Annotated in this window: 18 protein-coding genes; 12 read left to right on the top strand and 6 right to left on the bottom strand. The window is 71.4% G+C overall.

What is annotated here, in order from left to right; all coding sequences use genetic code 11:
- The first annotated feature begins 92 nt into the window (after positions 1-92).
- Positions 93-1,952, top strand: a complete 1,860-nt coding sequence (locus tag ACFWBN_RS22280; RefSeq protein ID WP_385178627.1) for an HSP90 family protein — start codon at positions 93-95, stop codon at positions 1,950-1,952.
- Positions 1,953-4,910 (top strand): hypothetical protein, encoded by a 2,958-nt coding sequence (locus ACFWBN_RS22285; protein ID WP_385178628.1) that lies wholly within the window; start codon positions 1,953-1,955, stop codon positions 4,908-4,910. It begins immediately after the preceding gene.
- Positions 4,911-5,013: 103 nt separating this feature from the next.
- Here the strand turns inward: ACFWBN_RS22285 and ACFWBN_RS22290 are convergent, their stop codons facing one another.
- Entirely contained in the window at positions 5,014-6,072 is a 1,059-nt protein-coding gene (locus tag ACFWBN_RS22290; protein WP_385178629.1) for a hypothetical protein, read from the bottom strand.
- A 147-nt stretch (positions 6,073-6,219) separates the two neighbouring features.
- Here ACFWBN_RS22290 and ACFWBN_RS22295 point away from each other — a divergent pair, with 147 nt between their 5' ends.
- From ACFWBN_RS22295 to ACFWBN_RS22320, 6 genes are all read left to right on the top strand, one after another.
- Positions 6,220-6,798 (top strand): nucleotidyltransferase domain-containing protein, encoded by a 579-nt coding sequence (locus ACFWBN_RS22295; protein ID WP_385178630.1) that lies wholly within the window; start codon positions 6,220-6,222, stop codon positions 6,796-6,798.
- A gap of 220 nt (positions 6,799-7,018) precedes the next feature.
- Positions 7,019-7,996, top strand: coding sequence for a teichoic acid biosynthesis protein C (locus tag ACFWBN_RS22300; protein ID WP_385178631.1), 978 nt, complete (start codon positions 7,019-7,021; stop codon positions 7,994-7,996).
- A gap of 190 nt (positions 7,997-8,186) precedes the next feature.
- Complete coding sequence (locus tag ACFWBN_RS22305; RefSeq protein WP_385178632.1) at positions 8,187-8,336, top strand: hypothetical protein; 150 nt, start codon at positions 8,187-8,189, stop codon at positions 8,334-8,336.
- A 75-nt stretch (positions 8,337-8,411) separates the two neighbouring features.
- Positions 8,412-8,798: a hypothetical protein gene (locus ACFWBN_RS22310; protein ID WP_385178633.1), complete on the top strand. Its 387-nt coding sequence runs from the start codon at positions 8,412-8,414 to the stop codon at positions 8,796-8,798.
- Positions 8,799-8,864: 66 nt separating this feature from the next.
- A complete protein-coding gene (locus ACFWBN_RS22315; protein WP_385178634.1) occupies positions 8,865-9,365 on the top strand; it encodes a MarR family winged helix-turn-helix transcriptional regulator in 501 nt (166 codons plus the stop codon).
- 22 nt (positions 9,366-9,387) lie between these two features.
- Positions 9,388-9,864: a hypothetical protein gene (locus ACFWBN_RS22320; RefSeq protein WP_385178635.1), complete on the top strand. Its 477-nt coding sequence runs from the start codon at positions 9,388-9,390 to the stop codon at positions 9,862-9,864.
- A gap of 28 nt (positions 9,865-9,892) precedes the next feature.
- Here ACFWBN_RS22320 and ACFWBN_RS22325 read toward each other — a convergent pair whose 3' ends face one another.
- Together ACFWBN_RS22325 and ACFWBN_RS22330 are read right to left on the bottom strand one after the other, a co-directional pair.
- Positions 9,893-10,396 carry a GNAT family N-acetyltransferase gene (locus ACFWBN_RS22325; protein ID WP_385178636.1) on the bottom strand — a complete coding sequence of 168 codons (504 nt, stop codon included), beginning with the start codon at positions 10,394-10,396 and terminating at the stop codon, positions 9,893-9,895.
- Between the two features lie 103 nt (positions 10,397-10,499).
- Positions 10,500-11,429, bottom strand: coding sequence for a zinc-binding dehydrogenase (locus ACFWBN_RS22330; RefSeq protein WP_385178637.1), 930 nt, complete (start codon positions 11,427-11,429; stop codon positions 10,500-10,502).
- A 97-nt stretch (positions 11,430-11,526) separates the two neighbouring features.
- On the opposite strand from ACFWBN_RS22330, the gene ACFWBN_RS22335 reads away from it, so the two are divergent.
- Positions 11,527-12,186 carry a TetR/AcrR family transcriptional regulator gene (locus ACFWBN_RS22335; protein WP_385178638.1) on the top strand — a complete coding sequence of 220 codons (660 nt, stop codon included), beginning with the start codon at positions 11,527-11,529 and terminating at the stop codon, positions 12,184-12,186.
- An 87-nt stretch (positions 12,187-12,273) separates the two neighbouring features.
- Here ACFWBN_RS22335 and ACFWBN_RS22340 read toward each other — a convergent pair whose 3' ends face one another.
- Both ACFWBN_RS22340 and ACFWBN_RS22345 read right to left on the bottom strand, forming a co-directional pair.
- On the bottom strand, positions 12,274-12,936 hold the full coding sequence (locus ACFWBN_RS22340) for a response regulator (RefSeq protein WP_385178639.1): 663 nt from the start codon (positions 12,934-12,936) through the stop codon (positions 12,274-12,276).
- On the bottom strand, positions 12,933-14,060 hold the full coding sequence (locus ACFWBN_RS22345; RefSeq protein WP_385178640.1) for a sensor histidine kinase: 1,128 nt from the start codon (positions 14,058-14,060) through the stop codon (positions 12,933-12,935). The genes ACFWBN_RS22340 and ACFWBN_RS22345 overlap by 4 nt, the downstream gene beginning before the upstream one ends.
- 196 nt (positions 14,061-14,256) lie before the next feature.
- Here ACFWBN_RS22345 and ACFWBN_RS22350 point away from each other — a divergent pair, with 196 nt between their 5' ends.
- The 3 genes from ACFWBN_RS22350 to ACFWBN_RS22360 all read left to right on the top strand — a co-directional run bounded on the left by ACFWBN_RS22350 (position 14,257) and on the right by ACFWBN_RS22360 (position 16,306).
- The gene (locus ACFWBN_RS22350) at positions 14,257-14,679 is read left to right on the top strand and encodes a DUF6223 family protein (protein WP_385178641.1); all 423 of its coding nucleotides are present in this window, start codon (positions 14,257-14,259) and stop codon (positions 14,677-14,679) included.
- 353 nt (positions 14,680-15,032) lie between these two features.
- Positions 15,033-15,470 (top strand): hypothetical protein, encoded by a 438-nt coding sequence (locus ACFWBN_RS22355; protein ID WP_385178642.1) that lies wholly within the window; start codon positions 15,033-15,035, stop codon positions 15,468-15,470.
- A 113-nt stretch (positions 15,471-15,583) separates the two neighbouring features.
- Positions 15,584-16,306 (top strand): hypothetical protein, encoded by a 723-nt coding sequence (locus ACFWBN_RS22360; RefSeq protein WP_385178643.1) that lies wholly within the window; start codon positions 15,584-15,586, stop codon positions 16,304-16,306.
- A gap of 346 nt (positions 16,307-16,652) precedes the next feature.
- On the opposite strand, the gene ACFWBN_RS22365 is transcribed toward ACFWBN_RS22360, so the two are convergent.
- Positions 16,653-17,288: a DUF7003 family protein gene (locus ACFWBN_RS22365; RefSeq protein WP_385178702.1), complete on the bottom strand. Its 636-nt coding sequence runs from the start codon at positions 17,286-17,288 to the stop codon at positions 16,653-16,655.
- Positions 17,289-17,656: the final 368 nt, after the last annotated feature.

The following is a 17,656-nucleotide window of genomic DNA, read 5'->3' on the forward strand; positions in this document are numbered from 1 at the left end:
CCCGCCACCTCCACCGCTCCGCCCCTCCGCGCACCCCTTCCGTCCGCCCACGCCGCCCGCGGCGCACGGCGCCCACCGAAAGACTCCGCCAGGTGCCCAACTCAGAGACAGCCCACACCTTCCAGGTCGACCTGCGCGGCCTGGTCGACCTGCTCTCCCACCACCTCTACTCCAGCCCCCGCGTCTACCTGCGCGAGCTGCTGCAGAACGCCGTGGACGCCATCACCGCCCGGCAGGCCGTCGCCCCCGGCGCGCCCGCCAGCATCACGGTGCGCACCGGCGACACCCTCACCGTCACGGACACCGGCATCGGACTGACCGAGGCCGACGTCCACCGCTTCCTCGCCACCATCGGCCGCAGCTCCAAGCGGACCCCCGACGGCGTCCTGGACGGCGCCGGCCTCGACGCCGCCCGCGGCGACTTCATCGGCCAGTTCGGCATCGGACTGCTCGCCTGCTTCGTCGTCGCCGACGAGATCACCGTGGTCAGCCGGTCCGCCGCCGACCCCTCGGCGCCCGCCGTCGAATGGCGCGGCCACTCCGACGGCCGCTACACCATCCGCACCCTGCCCGCCTCGGCCGTGCCCGAGCCGGGCACCACCGTCCGCCTCACCCCGCGCGCCGACAACGCCGAGTGGACCAGCCCGCAGCAGGTCGTCTCCCTGGCCCGGCACTACGGCGGACTGCTGCGCCACGAGGTCACCGTCGTCGGACCGCACGGCGAGACCCACCAGATCAACGAAACACCCCCGTGGGAAGGGAACCACCGCTCCCCGCTGGCCCGCCGCGAGGCGATGACCGCCTACTGCCGCAGCCTCTTCGACTTCACCCCCCTCGACACCATCGAGCTCGACCTGCCGGCCGCCGGGCTGCGCGGCGTCGCCTACGTCCTGCCCACGGCCATGAGCCCGGCCCAGCGCGCCGGCCACCGCGTGCACCTCAAGGGCATGCTCCTCACGGACCAGGCGCCCGAACTGCTCCCGGAGTGGGCGTTCTTCGTACGCTGCGTCGTCGACACCACCAGCCTGCGACCCACCGCCTCCCGCGAGGCCCTGTACGAGGACGGCACCCTGTCCGCCGTACGGGACGCCCTCGGCGACCGGATCCGCGACTGGCTCACCGGGCTCGCCGCCAGCGACCCCTCCCTGCTGCACCGCTTCATCGACACGCACCACCTGGCCGTCAAGGCGCTCGCCCGCTACGACGACGAGCTGCTGCGCATCGTGCTGCCGTGGCTGCCGTTCGAGACCACCGACGGCAACGTCACGCTGGAGGAGTTCGCGCGGACGCACCCGACCCTGCTGGTCACCCGTAGCGTCGAGGAGTTCCGCCAGGTCGCGCCCATCGCCTCGGCCGCCGGACTGGGCGTCGTCAACGGCGGCTACACCTACGACCGCGACCTGGTGCACCGGCTGCCGGAGATCCGCCCCGGCACGGCCGTCACCGACCTCGACCCGGCCACCGTCACCGCCCACCTCGACGCCGTCGACCCGTCCGCCGAACTGCGCGCGGCGGCCTTCCTCGCCGTCGCCCGCGAGACCATCGGCGTCCACGACTGCGACGTCGTCCTGCGCGACTTCCAGCCCGTCACCGCCCCCGCCCTGCTCCTCGACAACCGGGACGCGCGCCACGAGCGGACCAGGTCGAACCTCGCCGCCGACAGCGACGGCCTGTGGGCCGACATCCTCGGCTCGCTGCGCCACGAGACCCCGCGGGCCCAGCTCGTCCTGAACCACCTCAACCCGCTGGTCCGCCAGGCGAGCACCATCACCGAGCGCGGACTGGCCGTCACGACCGCCGAGGCCCTCTACGGCCAGGCCCTGCTCCTCAGCCGCCGACCCCTGCGCGCGAGCGAGAGCGCCCTGCTCAACCGGGCCTTCATCGGCCTGCTCACCCACGCCATGCACACCGGTACGGCGGCACCCGGCTCCGAGCCCCGGAAGGAACTGTAGATGCTGGACACCCCCGAGGCCGTCGTCGAAGCGCTCCGCGAGAACAACGACCGCCCCCACGGCCTGCCGCGCACCATCACCGCCGAGGAGATAGTCGAGGCGGCCGAACCCTTCGACAAGCCCGACGTCCTCGTCACCGCCCTGCTGGAACTGATGGAGGCGTACGAGTTCACCGGCGAGCACCGCAAGTCGCCCGTCGTGCTCGCCCGGCTGCTCAAGCTCTGGGACACCGCCCCCGAAGCCTTCAGCCAGTGGGAGGCCCACCAGGTCTTCTGGCGCTTCAAGTGGGTGACGACCTCCCTGCTCCAGGTGCCCGAGATGCCCCTGGCCACCATCCAGGGGTGGATCGAGCAGATGCGCACCCGCTACGCGGACGCCGACCACGGCATGCAGCCCGTCGCGGCGATGCGCTACCACGTCGCGCACCACACGGGCGAAGGCATCGCCGACGCCTACGACCTCTGGGCCACCCGCCCCCGTACCGAGCTGAGCGACTGCGAGGCCTGCGAGACCCGGCACCTCGCCGAGCACCGGGTGACCTCGGGCGACGACGCCGGAGCGCTGGACATCTGGCAGCCGGTCCTCGACGGGGGCATGAGCTGCACCGAGGAACCGCAGATGAGCCAGGCGCGCGCCCTCCTGCCGCTGCTGCGGGCCGGCCGCACCGACGAGGCCCGCTCCCACCACCTCACCGGCTACCGCCGGGTCCGGGGCAATACCGGCATGCAGGACGAGGTCGGCTTCCACCTCGAGTTCTGTGCCCTCTCCCGCAACGAGGGGCGGGGGCTGGAGATCCTCGCGGAGAACCGCCCGCTGTTCGAGGCGACGGGCGCACCCCTGGCCCGCCTCGGCTTCCTCACCGGCGCCGAAGTGCTGCTCGCCCGCCTCGCCGAGGACGGACACACCGACACGGCCGTCGCCGGCCCGCCCGGACGCAACTGGACCGCCGGCGAACTCCTCGCCCACGTCCGCGCCGAAGCGGACCGGCTCATCACCGCCTTCGACGCGCGCAACGCCACCACCGCCGTGGGGGACGCGCGCCGGGGGCGCCTCGCGCAGCGCCCGCTGCTCGCCGAGCCGCTGCCGCTCGGCCTGCGTACGTCCCTCACCCGTCCCGCCGCGGCGAACGCCACGGCAACCGCCGCCCCCGCCTCCTCCGCGGGAACCGACGTCCCCCAGGACTTCGCCGCCCTGGTGCGCGAGGCACGCCGCCTGGCCCGCGCGGGGCATCCCGGGGAGAACCGGCTCTGGGCCCGCATCGAGGAACGCCTCGCCGACGGCAGCACCGCGTACGACGACGAGCTCGGCCCGGAGGAACTGCTGCGGGCCGAACTCGCCGAGCAGCGTGCCTACCGGCTGTCCAGGGAGGACCGCGACGCGGAGAGCACCGCCGAGCTGGAGCGGGCCGCCGAGCTGTACGCGGGACTGGGCATGCCCTGGCACGCGCTCTCCGCACGCGCCCGCAGCCTGGCCTGGCTCAGCGCCTCCGACGACGCCGACCACGAGGCGAGCCGCACCGCCCTCGACGCCGTTCTGGCCGAGGCCGAACTCCTCAAGACCGAAGCCCCCTTGACGCCCGCCACCGGCTCGGCTGACGCCCCCGAGGAGCCGTCGGAGGTCGAGCTGGAGTACCTCACCGTGCTGTACGCGGCCACCTACGCCGCCTACCAGGAGGCGGCGCGGACCCTGCCGGAGCCCACGGCCTCCGCCACGGAGTCCTTCGAGGAACGCGCCGGCACGCTGCGGGCGGAGGCGGAGCGCCTGTCGGCGCCCCACCACGTGGCCAACGCGCTCCAGTTCGCCGCGGACCTGGCCGCCCGCAGCGGTGACTCCGAACGCGCCGAGGAGGGCCTGCGGGCCACTCTTACGGCTGTGGACGCCTCCGGCCGGCCCTGGCGCGGTTCGCGCCCGCGCGCCCTGCTCGCCCAGCTGATGCTCGGCAAGGGCGAGCCGGCCGAGGCGGTGGAACTCCTGCACCGGGCGCTCGCCGACGCGGCCCGGTACGACGACACCGACTTCGCGGTGGCCCCGTCGTACGCCCTCCTCGGGCACGCGGCCTCACGCCTCGACGACCTGAACGGCGCGGTGCGCCACCTGTCGGAGGCGGCCGCCCGGTTCGACCAGGACGGCGCGCACGACGAGGCCACCGACGTACGGCTCCAGCTCGCCGACGTCCTGGCCCGGGGCGGCCGACAGGCCGACGCCGTCGCCGTCCTGGAATCCGTCCTGGCCGGTGAGCATGGAGCCTCGGGCGACGAGCGGGCACTCGCCCAGGCCCGCCTGACCCTGGCGCGCGGACTGCGGGAACTGGGGGAGTACCTGCCCGCGGCCGAGGAGTTCCTGCGGCTCGCGGACGCCGTCGCCGGGTGGGAGGACGACGACGACCGCCAGGTCCTCACCCTGGTGGCGGCGGAGGCCTCGACCGCGCTGGCGATGGCCGACCGGTGGGACGCGGCGGCGACGGCGTACGAGCGCGCCGTCGCCGCGCACGCGGAGGCACCGAACCCGCCCCTGATCATCCACATGATGTGCGAGTTCGCCCGGCTCACCCTCCAGGCCAGGGGACCCGAAGGCCTGGACACGGCCCTCGACCACCTGACGCAGGCCGACGCGCTCCTCGCCGCCGTACCGCAGGACACCGAGGACTTCGCCGTCTGGTACGAACGCGGCAACGTGCACTACCGCCGCGCCCGGGTCCTCGCGGAGGCCGAGCGCTTCGAGCAGGCCCTGGCCGAGGCGGAGGCCGCCGTCGCCGCCCACGAGGAAGGCGGGGAACAGGGCGAGGTACCGCGCGCCGAAGCGGTCCGGATCGCGGCCCTCATCGAGGGCAACGGCCTCGCCCGCTTCAAGGAGGCGGTGGCCCGCCTGACGGCAGCCGCCGCCCGCTGCCGCGCGGCCGACCTCCCGGAAGCCGCCCGCATCCTCGACGCCCTCCGCGAGGACTACACGAAGCGGTAGCACCGGCGATCAGCGATGCCCTGCCGGGGACGGTGTTCCGGCAGGGCATGCGGCTCGACGTCCGGACCGGAGGTCCGTCAGACGGCCTGGCCCGGCGCGGTCGTCAGCCGGTGAACTTGGTGCCCTCGAAGGAGTACGGCAGGTTCGACTCGGCCGCGACGGACACCTCGCCCGAGGCGCCCGCAGGCACCTTCAGCACGGTCAGGCCCATGATCCGCTGGGTGTACGAGGCCCACGGGATGCCCGTCGTACCGGCCCAGCCGCTGCTGCTGAAGGTGGTCGACCTTCCGGGCGCCAGTTCCGAGTACACCTTGCTCACGGCGGTGCAGGCCACGAGCGCCCCGCCGTCCGTGGTGCGCCAGACGGGGCCGTGCGGGATGCGGGTGACATCGATGCGGAAGTCGAGCTTGCCGCCCTTGCCGAGGGCCTCGCGCATGCGCGAGAGGCCCGCCGTCGAGGCGGCCTTCGCCTCGACGATGTCCTGGCTCCACTTCACGCCGACGTCACCGGGGTAGTCGCCGTACTGCCCGCAGACCTTCGCCGGGTCGGCCGCGAGTCCCGCCGTGTCCCCGCCGGTGACCGCCCGGCCGTCGGGCCCGACCGCGACCTGGGGCAGGGCCGTCGTCTCGGGGGCGCGGGCGACGAAGGCCGCGAGCCAGGGTGCGCCCGCCCGCTGCTGGTGGAAGAGCGACCAGCGCAGCACGGCCTCCTTGTCGGTGTCGCCGACGGTGTAGCCCTGGACCTCGTGGGCGCCGAGGATCCACCGGTCGCTGCCGTCGTCCTTGCCGGTGGTCCACGTGTGCACCGCGGGGTCCGTCTTCGGGGAGTTGGCGGGCCTCGACTCGCGTTCGGTGCCGTACTTCTTGCCGGTCTCCACGACGGCGAGCTGCTGCTCCAGCAGCGGGCCCTCGGTGATGCCCTTCCAGTACTCGGCGTCGAAGTTGTCGGCCTCGACCTTCAGGGTGAGGTCCTTGACGACGCTCCGCGCCTCCTCTTCGGTGAGCGGGGCCGCCTTGACCGGAGCCGCCGGGCTGCTCGTCGCGGCGCCGCCGGTCGGCGTGGTCGCGCCGTCGGCGCCCGCCTCCGAGGCGGGCCCGCCGCAGCCGGCCGCGCCGCCGACTGCGAGCAGGACGGCCAGGGCCGCGGGTACGGAGCGTCTCATCAAAATCCCCCCAGGGAACGGTGCAAAGGCTCCTGATCATGCACTATGCCTCCGACACCCGCCGCGCCCGCCCCTCAGGACATGATGAGAGACGGGGGCCGCTAATCGAGCTGCGGCGGTCGGGGTTGCCGCGTAGCCTGCACGGCTGTGGACAGGGAACACAGTGCTCAGCAGCTTCGGCAGCTTCGGCAGCTTCGGCAGCTTCGGCAGCTTCGGCTCATCGGCGAGACGGTGGAGATCGCGAAGGCCCTCGGTGTGGAGGTGTGGCTCCGCGGGGGATGGGCCATGGACTTCTTCATCGGCGAGCCCACACGTGACCACGAGGACATCGACTGGTTCGCCTGGGCGGATGACGCCTCCGCTCTGACCGACGCACTGCTGCGATCCGGCTATGAGCCGCTGCCCGGGCCGCCTTCTGACCAGCAGCTCGATTTCCGCAAGGAAGGCCTGGAGAGCAGTTTCGCCTTGCTGGGCAAGGACCGGCTCGGGCGCGTTGTGGTCGCCGGCGGCCCCTGGGCCGGTGAGCTGTGGCCCGAGGGCATGCTCGATGCTCTTCCTGGGCGTATCGGGCCACTGCGGTGCCAGATCATCAGTCCCCGCGCCCAGATCGAGATCAAGCAAATGATGCCGGTCTGGGTTCCGGGACGACCTCGCCGCAGGAAGGATGCCGAGGACATCACCCGGCTGGAGGCGGCCCTGCGCGAGCAGGGCACACGCCCGGCATGAGGCTTGCGCAACAGCGTCCGGCACCGCGGGCGTCCCTGTCGGACCGTCCGCCTTCGGGGGCGGAGCCCGTACCGGGGCGGCCCCGGACGACGCCCCTTCGCGCCTGGCCCCCGGGCCATGGGACACCCAACTGCCCACCGGGACCCGGTACATCCGACCACCTCTGCGACGGATAGCATGCCGTGGCCCTGCCCTCCCCCCATGACCCAGGAGTCCCCCCATGAACCGCACCCCTGGCCTCCCCCTCTCCCGTCGCGGCCTCATACGCACCGGTGTTGGGGCCTCGCTCGCCGCGCTCGGGCTTGCCGCCGGCGCGCAGACCGCTTCGGCTGATGTGACCGCGACCAAGCGGTTCGATCTCACGGAGCCGTCCTACGACCTGTTCCGGTCCAAGGACACGCACGGTGCGCGGGTCCAGCAGAGCTTCGCCTTCGACTGGGTGAACAAGTTCCTGTTCGTGGCAACCAAGCGGAGCGGCAGCGCCGAGTCCGACGGTGACCTGTGCATCAACAAGATGGACTTCGACGGGAACTACCTCTCGTACATGCACCTCAACGGCTTCGGCCACGGCGTCGCCTTCGCCGCGCTGCCGAGCGGTTCCGGCACCGAGCTGTGGATCGAGTGCGACGCGAACACCGCCGGGTACGGCACCGCGCTCGCCCCCATCCGTTACACCGCCAACACCACCCTGGGCTCGCCGGCCGCCACGGCCGCCTACCGGCCGATCGCCGGGGCCACCGAGTACACCTGCTCCGTCGACCCCGTCTACGAGCGCATGATCGTGCGTTACCACACCAGCGCCGGCAAGCGCATCGCCGTGTACCCCCTCTCCGCCTTCGAGACGCGCAGCTTCGGCTCGCCGCTGGTCGACTTCAAGCAGCCGACGATCCCCGGAACCCCGCAGGGCTACACCCTCTACGGCTCGTACATGTACTACCTGACGGGCGACGCGTACCCCGGTGACGGCACCCCCACCGGCGACGGCAACTCCTATGTCACCAGCATCGACATCAACACGGGCACGGCGAAGCAGGGCCCCGTCCTCACCAAGGCCGGCTCCACCCTCCACCACCGCGAGCCCGAGGGCCTGGCGATCTACCGCACCGACGCAGGCGAGGCCCGCCTCTTCATCGGCTTCGCCACCGGCGTGGAGGGCGACCGCCGCTCCAGCATCTTCTACAAGAACGCGCTGGTCTGAGCCACGTCCGCCCGGCGGTCGGTCGCAGGCAGCCGGGCGGGGTGTTCAGCGGCGTCGTGTTCGTCGCCCGCTGCACATCGACGGCTTGCCGGAGAACCTCCCGGGCATCCACGATCGTCCTACGCCTGGACGGGTGTCACGCCATGGCCCCGCAGACCATGCTGCCGACTCGGCGGTGGATGGGGGCAGCATGCCCGAATGGCTTCTCGCCGTGCTCATACCGGGCGGCATGGTCGCCCTGGGCCTTGGCGCCTTCCTGCTCTGGGCCCGCTTCGGCACGGAAGACCCGGTGGAGCACCACAGTTCCATGCCGCACACCTGGGATCCACCCGAGGGCTGAGCTGTCGTTTTCCCAACGGCAAGACCGTAGGCCGCGGGGCGCCGTGGCGCGCAGTGCGCCAGACAGAATGAGGGTGTGTTCAGACGAGAGTGGCCGGAGCCACCGACCGATGCCCGGCTTGACCCGTACCGCCGCGCTGCTGCTCGTCTCATGGACGGGGACGAACAGATCGGTGTGCTCATGATTCGAGTCACCACCTGGTGGTGGAGGGAAGGGCCCTTCTGGCGAAGGCGGTGGGGGAATCCGCAAGAGCTTCCCGAGTGGGCGCTGTCTCGTGTCGGCCCAGCACAGCAGTTGCCCGCCTTCGAGGACGGGATCGTCTCGGCTGAGGAGCTCGACGAGGAGCTTACCGATTGGGCTGCCGGAATCTTTCGACTACGGGGGCAGCAGTTCAGTCTCGACTGGCTTGGCGAAGAAGAAGCCGATGCTGCACATAGAGAGCATGGCTGGCCGATCGACTGACCGTCCCTGCCGCGCTGCTTACCGCGGCATAGCTGGGGGCGGCGTGGCTGCGTAGGCGAGAACTCCATGCAGGCATTCGCCGCAGGCGACAGCACCCTCGCGCTGGAGACGGCCGCAGCCGTCCGGTCGGCCTCGCAAGCGGTCGACCGGCTGCGTTCGCACGGCGCGGGCGGACGGGGGCTCAGCGCGGGGGCGCTCGATGTCCTCGCACGACTGAGTACGGCCACGGACCAGGGGCTGAGCATCGGCGAACTGGCCCGCGCGGCAGGGGTGAGCTCCCGCAATGTCACCGGCCTGGTCGACACGCTCGAGCGTGACGGACTGGCGCAGCGGGTCCAGGACCAGCACGACCGCCGGTCGGTACGAGCCACGATCACACCAGCCGGCCTCGACTGGCTGGACAACTTCCGGCAGCCGACGCGACGCGCCATGTCCGCCGTCTTCCAGAACTTCACCGAAGACGAACTCGCCCGGTTCCGCGACCTGTGCCTGCGCATGGTCGAGAACCAGCAACGCATCGAGCAGTACCTGAACGCGGCCCGGCAGAACCAGCCGCCGGCTTCCTGAACCGACAACGACGGAGCACCGCATGACCACCGACTCAGCCCAGACAGCCACCCAACGTGCCGTCAGGACCTACCACGAGGCCCGCTTCCGGGGAGACGTCACTACGGCCGCCGCCCAGATCGGCGAAGGCTTCAGCTTCCGCAGCCCGTTCATCACCTCCGACAGCCCGACCGGCCACCTCGACGGCCTGGACGGGCTCCTGGGCATCGTCACCGGCGTGGAGCTGATCAGCGAACTGTACGGCGACACCGAGGCCACCCTGGTCTACGACGTCCACACCGCCCCGGCCATCGGCATCACGCAGCACACGGCCGAGCACTTCCGGCTCCGCGACGGCCGGATCACCTCAATCGCGCTCCTCTTCGACTCCGCCCCCTGGCAGGCCATCATGTCCGCGGTCGGACCGACCCCCGACGAGGCAGCCACCAAGCCCGATCCCGAGCCGGCCACCACCGCCGTCAAGCGGCCTGGTCTGCCTGAGCGGCACTCGATCACGTGAGCGTGAAGTCCCGCGGCGCGACCCCGCGTCACGGCAACGCGCGTGTGAGCCAAGCCACTTCACCGCTGTCCTCCGTGGAAACGTGATCCCGCTCGAACCCGAGCTTCTCAAGGACGCGCAGCGACGGTGTGTTCCATGTGCCGACGGTCGACCAGAGCCGTTTCCGCCCGGTCGCTATGGCCGCATCGAGCACCGCGCCGGCCGCCTCGGTGGCGTAGCCACGCCCATGCGCGTGCTGGAACAGCTCATACGCGATTTCGGGCTCCTCCAGGGTGGTGCGGCCGATGATCAACCCGCAATAGCCGATGAAGTCGCCTTCGTCACGGCGTTGGATGGGCAGCAGGGCGATCCCCGTTGTCGCCGTCGCGGCGAGCAGCTTCGCGATGGCCGTCCGAATGTGCTCAACCGTGGGCGTCCCGTTGCCGCGTTCGGAGAGGAGGGCGCAGAACTCGGCCGCGTCCGACTCCGCCCACGGCCGCAGTGTCAGCCGCTCGGTCTCAAGGTGGAACGACATCGTCTCGTACGTAGACATGCCCCTACTCTGCCCCACGGATCATCGCGAGCTGCAACTGGAGCATCAGGCAGTCCACGATGAACCGGACGCAACCACCGTAGGGGCCTGTTCCGATGTGGTGTCAGGCGATGTCCAGGACCGCCTTGCCGTGGAGTCGGCGCTGGAGAAGGGCGTCAATGGCGTCGGCGGCCCCGTCCCAGCTGCCGCGCCATGAGATCTGCGGGTCGAGTTCGCCGGCGGCGACGCGGTGGGCGAGCCAGGTCAGATCGGGCGCGAGACCCGTGCATGCGGGCAGGAAGAACGAGACGATCGAGCGGTTGTGCCGACCCTGGTCTCCGAAGAGGGCGCCGAAGGGGAAGTCTTCGCCCTGGTGCGCGGAGTGCCCGACCGCGACCAGAGTGCCTCCCTGAGCGAGCGTGCCGTAAGCGTCGACGAGTTGCCGGCCGCCCACCAGGTCCACGACGCCGTCCACCGGCTCCTTGACCGAGAGCGGCCCGGTCACCACCTCGTGCGCCCCGTTCGCCCGCAGGCTGTCGCCATGCCTGTCGGGGTCCGCGGTGGACGCGATGACGTGCGCTCCACCGAGGCGGGCGAGCCGCACGGCATACCGGCCGGCGCCGCCCGTGGCGCCGGTGACCAGGATGCGCCTGCCCAGGATCGGGCCAATGCGGTGCAGAGCGCGCAGGGCACTGGTTCCCGCGACGGGGACCGTGCTGACGGCTCCTGGATCGGCTCCGGGCGGGACCGTGCCGATCCAGTCGGTGTCCACGGCGCGGAGTTCGGCCCATGCGCCGTCGATGCCGAGCGTGACGACGGCGGTGCCGGCCGCCGGGCCGGACCCGTCGGCGGCGGGTCGTTCCACCACCCCGGCCGCGTCCCAGCCCAGGACGGCGCCGTCGGGTGCTTCTTGCAGGCCGAAGCGCACTTCGCCGTAGTTGAGGGAGGTCGCCGTCACCCGGATCAGAGCCTGGTGGGGAGCCGGTACGGGATCGGGCGCCTGGCCGAGGCGCAGTCCGGTGGGCGTGGAACGGTCGACGAGCAGAGCACGCATGGGGGTGCACCCTTCGATAAGGATCAAGAACCACAGTTATGCCACTCAGTGGCATAAGCGCGCAAGAGGCGCTTGCCCCTCGGGTACGATCGGGGTCATGACCGCTGAGCTTCCGTCAACCGGCAACGACCGGCTCCCGCTACGCGAGCGCAAGAAGCTGCGCACGCGACAGGCGCTGATCGACACTGCCCTGGAGCTGTTCACCACGCGGGGCTTCAGCGGCGTGACCCTCGACGAGCTCTGCGATGCCGTAGACGTCTCCAAGCGCACGTTCTTCCGCTACTTCGCCAGCAAGGAAGACGTGGCCATGGCGCCGACGCAGGACTTGTGGCGGGCCTTCCTCGACGAACTGGAAACCCGCGAGCCTGACGGTCGCCTCCTGGCGGAGATGCTTCAGCAGGCCCTGTACGCCGCGGTTGAGCGAATGGCCGAAGAGGGCTGGGCCCGCCGCGTCCTGCTCAGCCAACGGCTGGCCAGGGAGACCCCGTCCATGGACGCGCACGGCCTGCACTTCTGCCGCGAGACCAGCCGTACGGCGCTCGATACCCTGCACCGGCGGTTCCACTTCGCCGCCCCCGACGACCTGCGACCGCAACTCGCCCTCGACATGCTGGTGGCCGCCTTCCATTGCGCACTCGACAGATGGACGTCCCGACCGGACACCCCCACCCGCGATGACCTGGCCACCGACATGCGCCACGCGTTCACCGCGCTCCCCGGAAGCCTCACACTGACCGCCACCCTGCGGACCCCATAGGCACGTCACACGGGCGCACCCGGCACGAAAGCGCCTCGCGGATCGGGGGCGACGCCGAGAGCCGTGACCGCTGTTGCTGAGTGGATGTCAGGAGTTGCGTGGGGTTACCAGGCCGGATTCGTAGGCGAGGATCACGAGCTGGGCGCGGTCGCGGGCGTGGAGCTTGGTCATGGCCCGGTTGACGTGGGTTTTCGCGGTCAGTGGGCTGATCACCATGCGGTCCGCGATCTCGTCATTGGACAGGCCCTGCGCGACCAGTACGACGGCTTCACGTTCGCGGCTGGTCAGTTCTTCCAGCGCGGGCCCTGTGGTGCTGGGGAGCGGCCGGCTGACGTACCGGTTGATCAGCTTGCGGGTGATCGAGGGGGCAAGGAGGGCGTCGCCGCGCGCGGCGACGCGTACGGCGTGCAGGAAGTCCTCCGGCACGATGTCCTTGACGAGGAATCCGGCGGCGCCTGCGGACAAGGCGTCGAAGACGTATTCGTCCAGGCCGTAGTTGGTGAGGATGACGACGTGGACGCCTGTCAGTGCCGGGTCGGCTGCGATGCGCCGGGTCGTCTCGATGCCGTCGAGGACCGGCATCTGGATGTCGATGAGTGCGATGTCGGGCAGGTGCTCTCGGGCGAGCTCCAGGCCTTCCTGGCCGTTGGCGGCTTCGGCCACGACCTTGATGTCGTCTTCGAGGTCGAGGAACGCGCGGAATCCGCTGCGGATGAGCGGCTGGTCGTCGACCAGGAGGACACGGATCACGAGGCACGCTCCACGGGGAGTTCGGCCCGGACGCTGAAGCCGCCCTCGTCACGCGGTGCTGCCCGGAGGCGACCGCCGAGGGCGGTGACGCGTTCGCGCATCCCGAGCAGTCCGATGCCGGGCACGGGGGTGGTGTCCGGCGTCGCCTTGCCGTTGTCGTCGATCTGCAGGGCGACGGCGTCCGGGTAGTAGTCGATGTGCACCGATGCCGTGGTGGCGTCCGCGTGACGGGCGATGTTGGTGAGGGACTCCTGGACGATCCGGTAGAGCGTACGGCCCACCGCGGCCGGTACGTCGTGCTGCCGGCCCTGGCTCGTCAGTGTGGCCCGCACACCGGTCTTGCCTGCCCGTTCCACCAGTTCGGGGATGTGGTCGAGGCCGTGCGGTGGGGTGGTGTCGTCGTCGCGCAGTGCCTCCAGGGTGGCGCGGAGCTCCCGGGACGCCTCCCGGCCGGCCTCCCGGATGGCCAGCAGGGCCTCCGGGACCGGTTCGTCACGCTTACGGGCCACATGGACGGCGGCTTCGGACTGCACCTTGATCACCGAGATCTGGTGGGTGAGCGAATCGTGCAGCTCCCGCGCGATGTGCAGCCGCTCCTCGTCGGCGCGGCGCCGCGCGGTCTCCTCCCGGGTGCGTTCGGCTTCCTCTGCCCGCTGCTCGGCCTGCCGGAGGGCTTCACCGGCGGCGCCGGCGGCGATGAGCCAGGCGATTTGGAGGGCGCCCCGGGCCTGCGCGAACGCCTCGCCCGTGTCGTGCAGGCCCGAGGCGAGGGCCGCGAGGGGGAGCGCGGCCAGCACGGCCACGCTCACCACCACCGTGACGATGCGGTGTCCCGCCCGCATGGCCGCGTACACCGCGAAGAGGAACGCGACGGCAGCCACATCGAACCCCGCCGCCTGGTACCCCACCGCGCACAGCCCGGTGACGGCCAGGACGGCAACCGGAGCCCGCCGGCCCGCGGCCAGCGCCAGGCCGCCCACCGCCAACAGCACGTAGCCGAGCAGGCCGAGGCCCGTGGCGGAGTGCTGCCCGGACAGCCCGGTGACCAGCAGTGCCCCCGCCACGCCTACGGCGATCAGCCAGTCTCTGACACCGGCCCGAACGCGGAACCGTCCTTTGCTCATACGCGCACCGTAGCCGGAGGGTGCCACGGGCGAATCCCGCTCGCGGACGAGCGGCCGACTACCACGCACGCAGTAGCTCCGCAGCACCTGCCGCGTCCGTGGTAGCGCGAAGTGCCTGCGCCTGCCGGACGACCTGCCACGGCTCGGCCGACATGCTCGAACCACATCCACTCGTGGGAAGAGAAGGAGCACCCTGATGTCCGCTCGTCGCCTGTTCGCCGCCTCCGCGACCGCCCTGCTCGCCGGGCTCGGTCTTGCCACACCAGCGGCAGCGCACGCCTCGGTCCAGCCGCTCGCCGCCAGTGTCACCGACTTCAGCCTCGGAAGGCTCGGAGCCACCACCGGCGGGCTGCTGGGGCTGGCCGCCGTGGTCATCGCCGTGCTCGCGCTGAGACGACCCGCCGGTCGACTCGGCATGGCCAACGGATCGTTCGGCGCCACGGCGGCCGTGGTCGCGGGGCTGATCGCCATGGCTCTCGGCGGGCTGGTCGCGGCCACCGCCGACGGTGGACTCGGCACCGGCAACGGGCTGGGCGGAGCCTACGTGGCCCTGCTGCTCGGGCTGACCGGCACTGCACTGGGCGGGCGAGCTCTGACCCGCTCCCGCCGCACCCGTTGACCACAGCGGATACGTGTTCTGCCGCGGTCACGCCCTGCGGGCGGTCACCGCGCGCCGTACCGCGTAGGCAGCGGCGCCGGCGGCCGGCGGCCGGCACCGCGGCGCCGGAAATCACGGACGAGGCCGGCAGCGTGAATGCGAGGAGGAGGACGAGCCAGCCGGCCGGCCCGACGACCGGGATGATCCGCGCGGTCGGTCCTCGTGCGGGGCGAGCGTCCAGGCAGTGGCGCCCCGGTCACCGTCACCCTCGACAGCCTGCGCCCGGTCCCGTGAAACCGCCGAGATCGCCGCTTCGTGTGATCGACAACGGGGCCCCTGGACAGCGTCTTCCAGCCACCGGATAGGGTCGCCGGGTGATCACGGCCCGGGCTGCCTTCGGCGCGACGCGGATCCGCCGACCGGCGGGCCCGCTGCAGCTGCTGTGGCTGGCCGCCCTGCTGTTCGCCTTCCTCTACACCCACGCCGCCGGAGCCGACAGCGCCTCAGCGCACGTCACCGGCGGCGCAACCGCCGTGCCCCACCTGGCGCCCGCCGACCGAGATGGCGCCGATCACCATGGCGAACGACAGCCCGACAGCCGTGACGATGCCGACGGGCACTCCCACCCTGCGGAGGCGTGCGCGTCCGGCCACCCGCAGCAGGGCTGTGACCTGCCCGGCCCCAACCTGGTTCCCCTCGACGAGCGGACCGGCGCCTTCGCCGCGGTGACGCCGCAGCCCTGGACCCAGACCCTGCCCTGCGGCCTTCCCCCCTTGCGAAGTTCCCTCAGCTCAGTGGTGCAGCAGGTATAGATCCGGGCCATTCGCCCCGATCTGTCCTGATTCTCATCGTCGACCGCAGACCGCCCCCAAGGCGGTGCGCCGGCTGATGAGCCACGCACGCACCACCCAAGGAACCCAAGCCCATGACCTCCGCCCAGCTCTTCGACGCCCGCACCCCAGAGACCGCCCCGGACGCTCCCGCCGGCGGCCGGGCCGCCCGACGCAAGGCCCACTCGTCCCGCAAGCGTTCGCTGGCCGCCCGCTATCTCGGCTACGTCGGCTACTTCGTCGGCGCCGGCCTCATCAGCGGCGCCGTCGTCCACCACCCCCTCGACCCCGACCGCTACACCCGCATCGCCGGGTACGGCGCGCTCGTCTTCCTCGCCGCGACCGTCCTCAACGAGTTCCTCCTGACCCGCGAGCGCCCCGGACCGGCGCGCATGCTCGTGGTGATCGGATCCTCGCTGCTGCTGTCGTTCGGCATCGGCATGCTCAGCGGCGGCCTCCAGCACTTCGACGACTTCCCCGCCCGAGGCGCCGTCCTCGTCCCCGCCGGGATCGTCGTTTCCTTCATCGCCTACGTCATCAAGGACGCCGAGACCCCCAATCGCCGCATCTTCAGCCTCCTGGGCCTGACCGTCCTGGCGGTGGCGGCGCTCGCCTTCCTCGGCCTGCGCGAGGTCGCGGCATCCATGGAGACCACGCCCGGCGGCGGCCACAGTCACGGCACCGCCGAGGAGCCCGCCGCAGACGACCACGCCCCCGCCACCAGCCCCTCCACCACAGGCGCTCCGGCACCGACCGTCTCCTCCCGGCCGAAGCCGGCCTCCACAACCCCGGCCCACAACGACGGCCACAGCCACTGAACCTGCCGTTCAACGTCGGCGACGGACCGGCGCTCCAGCTCTCAGCAGCACGGGTGAGACGACAAGGATGGCCACCGGGACCAGGACCTCGCGGCGGTGAGCTTCGCCATGACTCAGCTTGTCGTCCAACCTCACCGTGCTGAGGGAGGTCATGGCGGGCGCCCACTCAGGCACGATGCCCGAGATGGAGTTCCTGGCCCGCAAGCTCCGGGCGTCCGGCGTCGATGCTGTTGCCGCTCGGGGGTCCTCGCCCCAGCGAACGAACGCCGGCCGGCCGGAGTCCTGGACCGACGCGGCTTCCTGCCGTCGAAGGTCACGTCCGGCGTGGAAGCGAGGCAGACAGACGCTACAAGGTTCCGGCGTCCGGCCAGTGAGACCAGTGTGTGTTCGCTGGAAGTGTCGGCTTGTAGCGGGCGGGGTCCCGGGAGTCCAACACCTCCGCGATCATCTGGAAGGTTTCGTGCCGACTGGGCATGACCTCCCAGAGGTCTTCCGGCTGGTGCCACTCGTCGAGCCGTAGCAGCACCGGCAGGTCGGATGGGATGTTGGCCCGTAGTTCCTCCTCCGTGGCCAGCAGAAGCCCCCTTTGCGCCGGTGTGAGCAGACGGAATACGTCCTGCAAAGGGGTGCCGGCGTCGGCATCCAATGCCAGTGCAGTCCCGCGTACGACCACCGGGACTCCTCCGGCGAAGACTTCGTCCCCGTCGGGATCGATCTCGTCCATGTTGTCGATGCGGTCCAGGAAGTCACCGAACCCGGGCTCGCCGCGTGTCAGGCAGTTGCCGAAGCAGTACATGACGTCGATGAGATTGGCGCCGCGAGGGTTGTAGCCGAGCAACTCGGCGACCATGGCCCAACGGGTGGTGTCGCCGAACAGGTGGATCCGTACATCGACCGGGTAGTAGTAGCCGTTGTCCAGGTTGGGGAACCCCGACTTGTCCGCGCAGAGATCGAACTGTCCGAGTATCGACGAGGTCGTCATCACGGGCCCTACCCTAGGCCCCCCGTTGTGGCGGTAGCTGTTACGGTCCGGGTGAAGACGAGATTCGGAGCTCCTACGGCCCCCAGCTGGACGCCGATCGCACCACGCTGCTCAGCGGGCTGGGTCTGCGCCGGCTCCCCGAGCGGGAACTGTTGCGGAGGCTCCAGGAATCGCTGCTGCGGACCGAGCCGGAGTACCTCCTGCTGAACGCGGACGAAGGCTGCGCGTACGAGTTGCTGGACCGCCTTCGGCGTCCGCCCCTCTGGCAGGCGGTCCTCGCCCCGGGCCGGGCCGATCTGGTCCGGATGCGGGCTGACCACTCCTGCGGGGACGAGGACCACCTCCTGCTGCAGTCCCTGCGGGAGGCC

It is taken from the genome of Streptomyces sp. NPDC059989 (genome assembly GCF_042736975.1).
Classification (GTDB): domain Bacteria; phylum Actinomycetota; class Actinomycetes; order Streptomycetales; family Streptomycetaceae; genus Streptomyces.

What these genes read in the sequence shown, in the direction of transcription:
- ACFWBN_RS22285 (WP_385178628.1), top strand. Translation starts at nt 1,953, where the DNA reads ATGCTGGACACCCCCGAGGCCGTCGTCGAAGCGCTCCGCGAGAACAAC.
- ACFWBN_RS22290 (WP_385178629.1), bottom strand. Translation starts at nt 6,072, where the DNA reads ATGAGACGCTCCGTACCCGCGGCCCTGGCCGTCCTGCTCGCAGTCGGC.
- ACFWBN_RS22300 (WP_385178631.1), top strand. Translation starts at nt 7,019, where the DNA reads ATGAACCGCACCCCTGGCCTCCCCCTCTCCCGTCGCGGCCTCATACGC.
- ACFWBN_RS22305 (WP_385178632.1), top strand. Translation starts at nt 8,187, where the DNA reads ATGCCCGAATGGCTTCTCGCCGTGCTCATACCGGGCGGCATGGTCGCC.
- ACFWBN_RS22315 (WP_385178634.1), top strand. Translation starts at nt 8,865, where the DNA reads ATGCAGGCATTCGCCGCAGGCGACAGCACCCTCGCGCTGGAGACGGCC.
- ACFWBN_RS22320 (WP_385178635.1), top strand. Translation starts at nt 9,388, where the DNA reads ATGACCACCGACTCAGCCCAGACAGCCACCCAACGTGCCGTCAGGACC.
- ACFWBN_RS22325 (WP_385178636.1), bottom strand. Translation starts at nt 10,396, where the DNA reads ATGTCTACGTACGAGACGATGTCGTTCCACCTTGAGACCGAGCGGCTG.
- ACFWBN_RS22330 (WP_385178637.1), bottom strand. Translation starts at nt 11,429, where the DNA reads ATGCGTGCTCTGCTCGTCGACCGTTCCACGCCCACCGGACTGCGCCTC.
- ACFWBN_RS22335 (WP_385178638.1), top strand. Translation starts at nt 11,527, where the DNA reads ATGACCGCTGAGCTTCCGTCAACCGGCAACGACCGGCTCCCGCTACGC.
- ACFWBN_RS22345 (WP_385178640.1), bottom strand. Translation starts at nt 14,060, where the DNA reads ATGAGCAAAGGACGGTTCCGCGTTCGGGCCGGTGTCAGAGACTGGCTG.
- ACFWBN_RS22350 (WP_385178641.1), top strand. Translation starts at nt 14,257, where the DNA reads ATGTCCGCTCGTCGCCTGTTCGCCGCCTCCGCGACCGCCCTGCTCGCC.
- ACFWBN_RS22360 (WP_385178643.1), top strand. Translation starts at nt 15,584, where the DNA reads ATGACCTCCGCCCAGCTCTTCGACGCCCGCACCCCAGAGACCGCCCCG.
- ACFWBN_RS22365 (WP_385178702.1), bottom strand. Translation starts at nt 17,288, where the DNA reads ATGACGACCTCGTCGATACTCGGACAGTTCGATCTCTGCGCGGACAAG.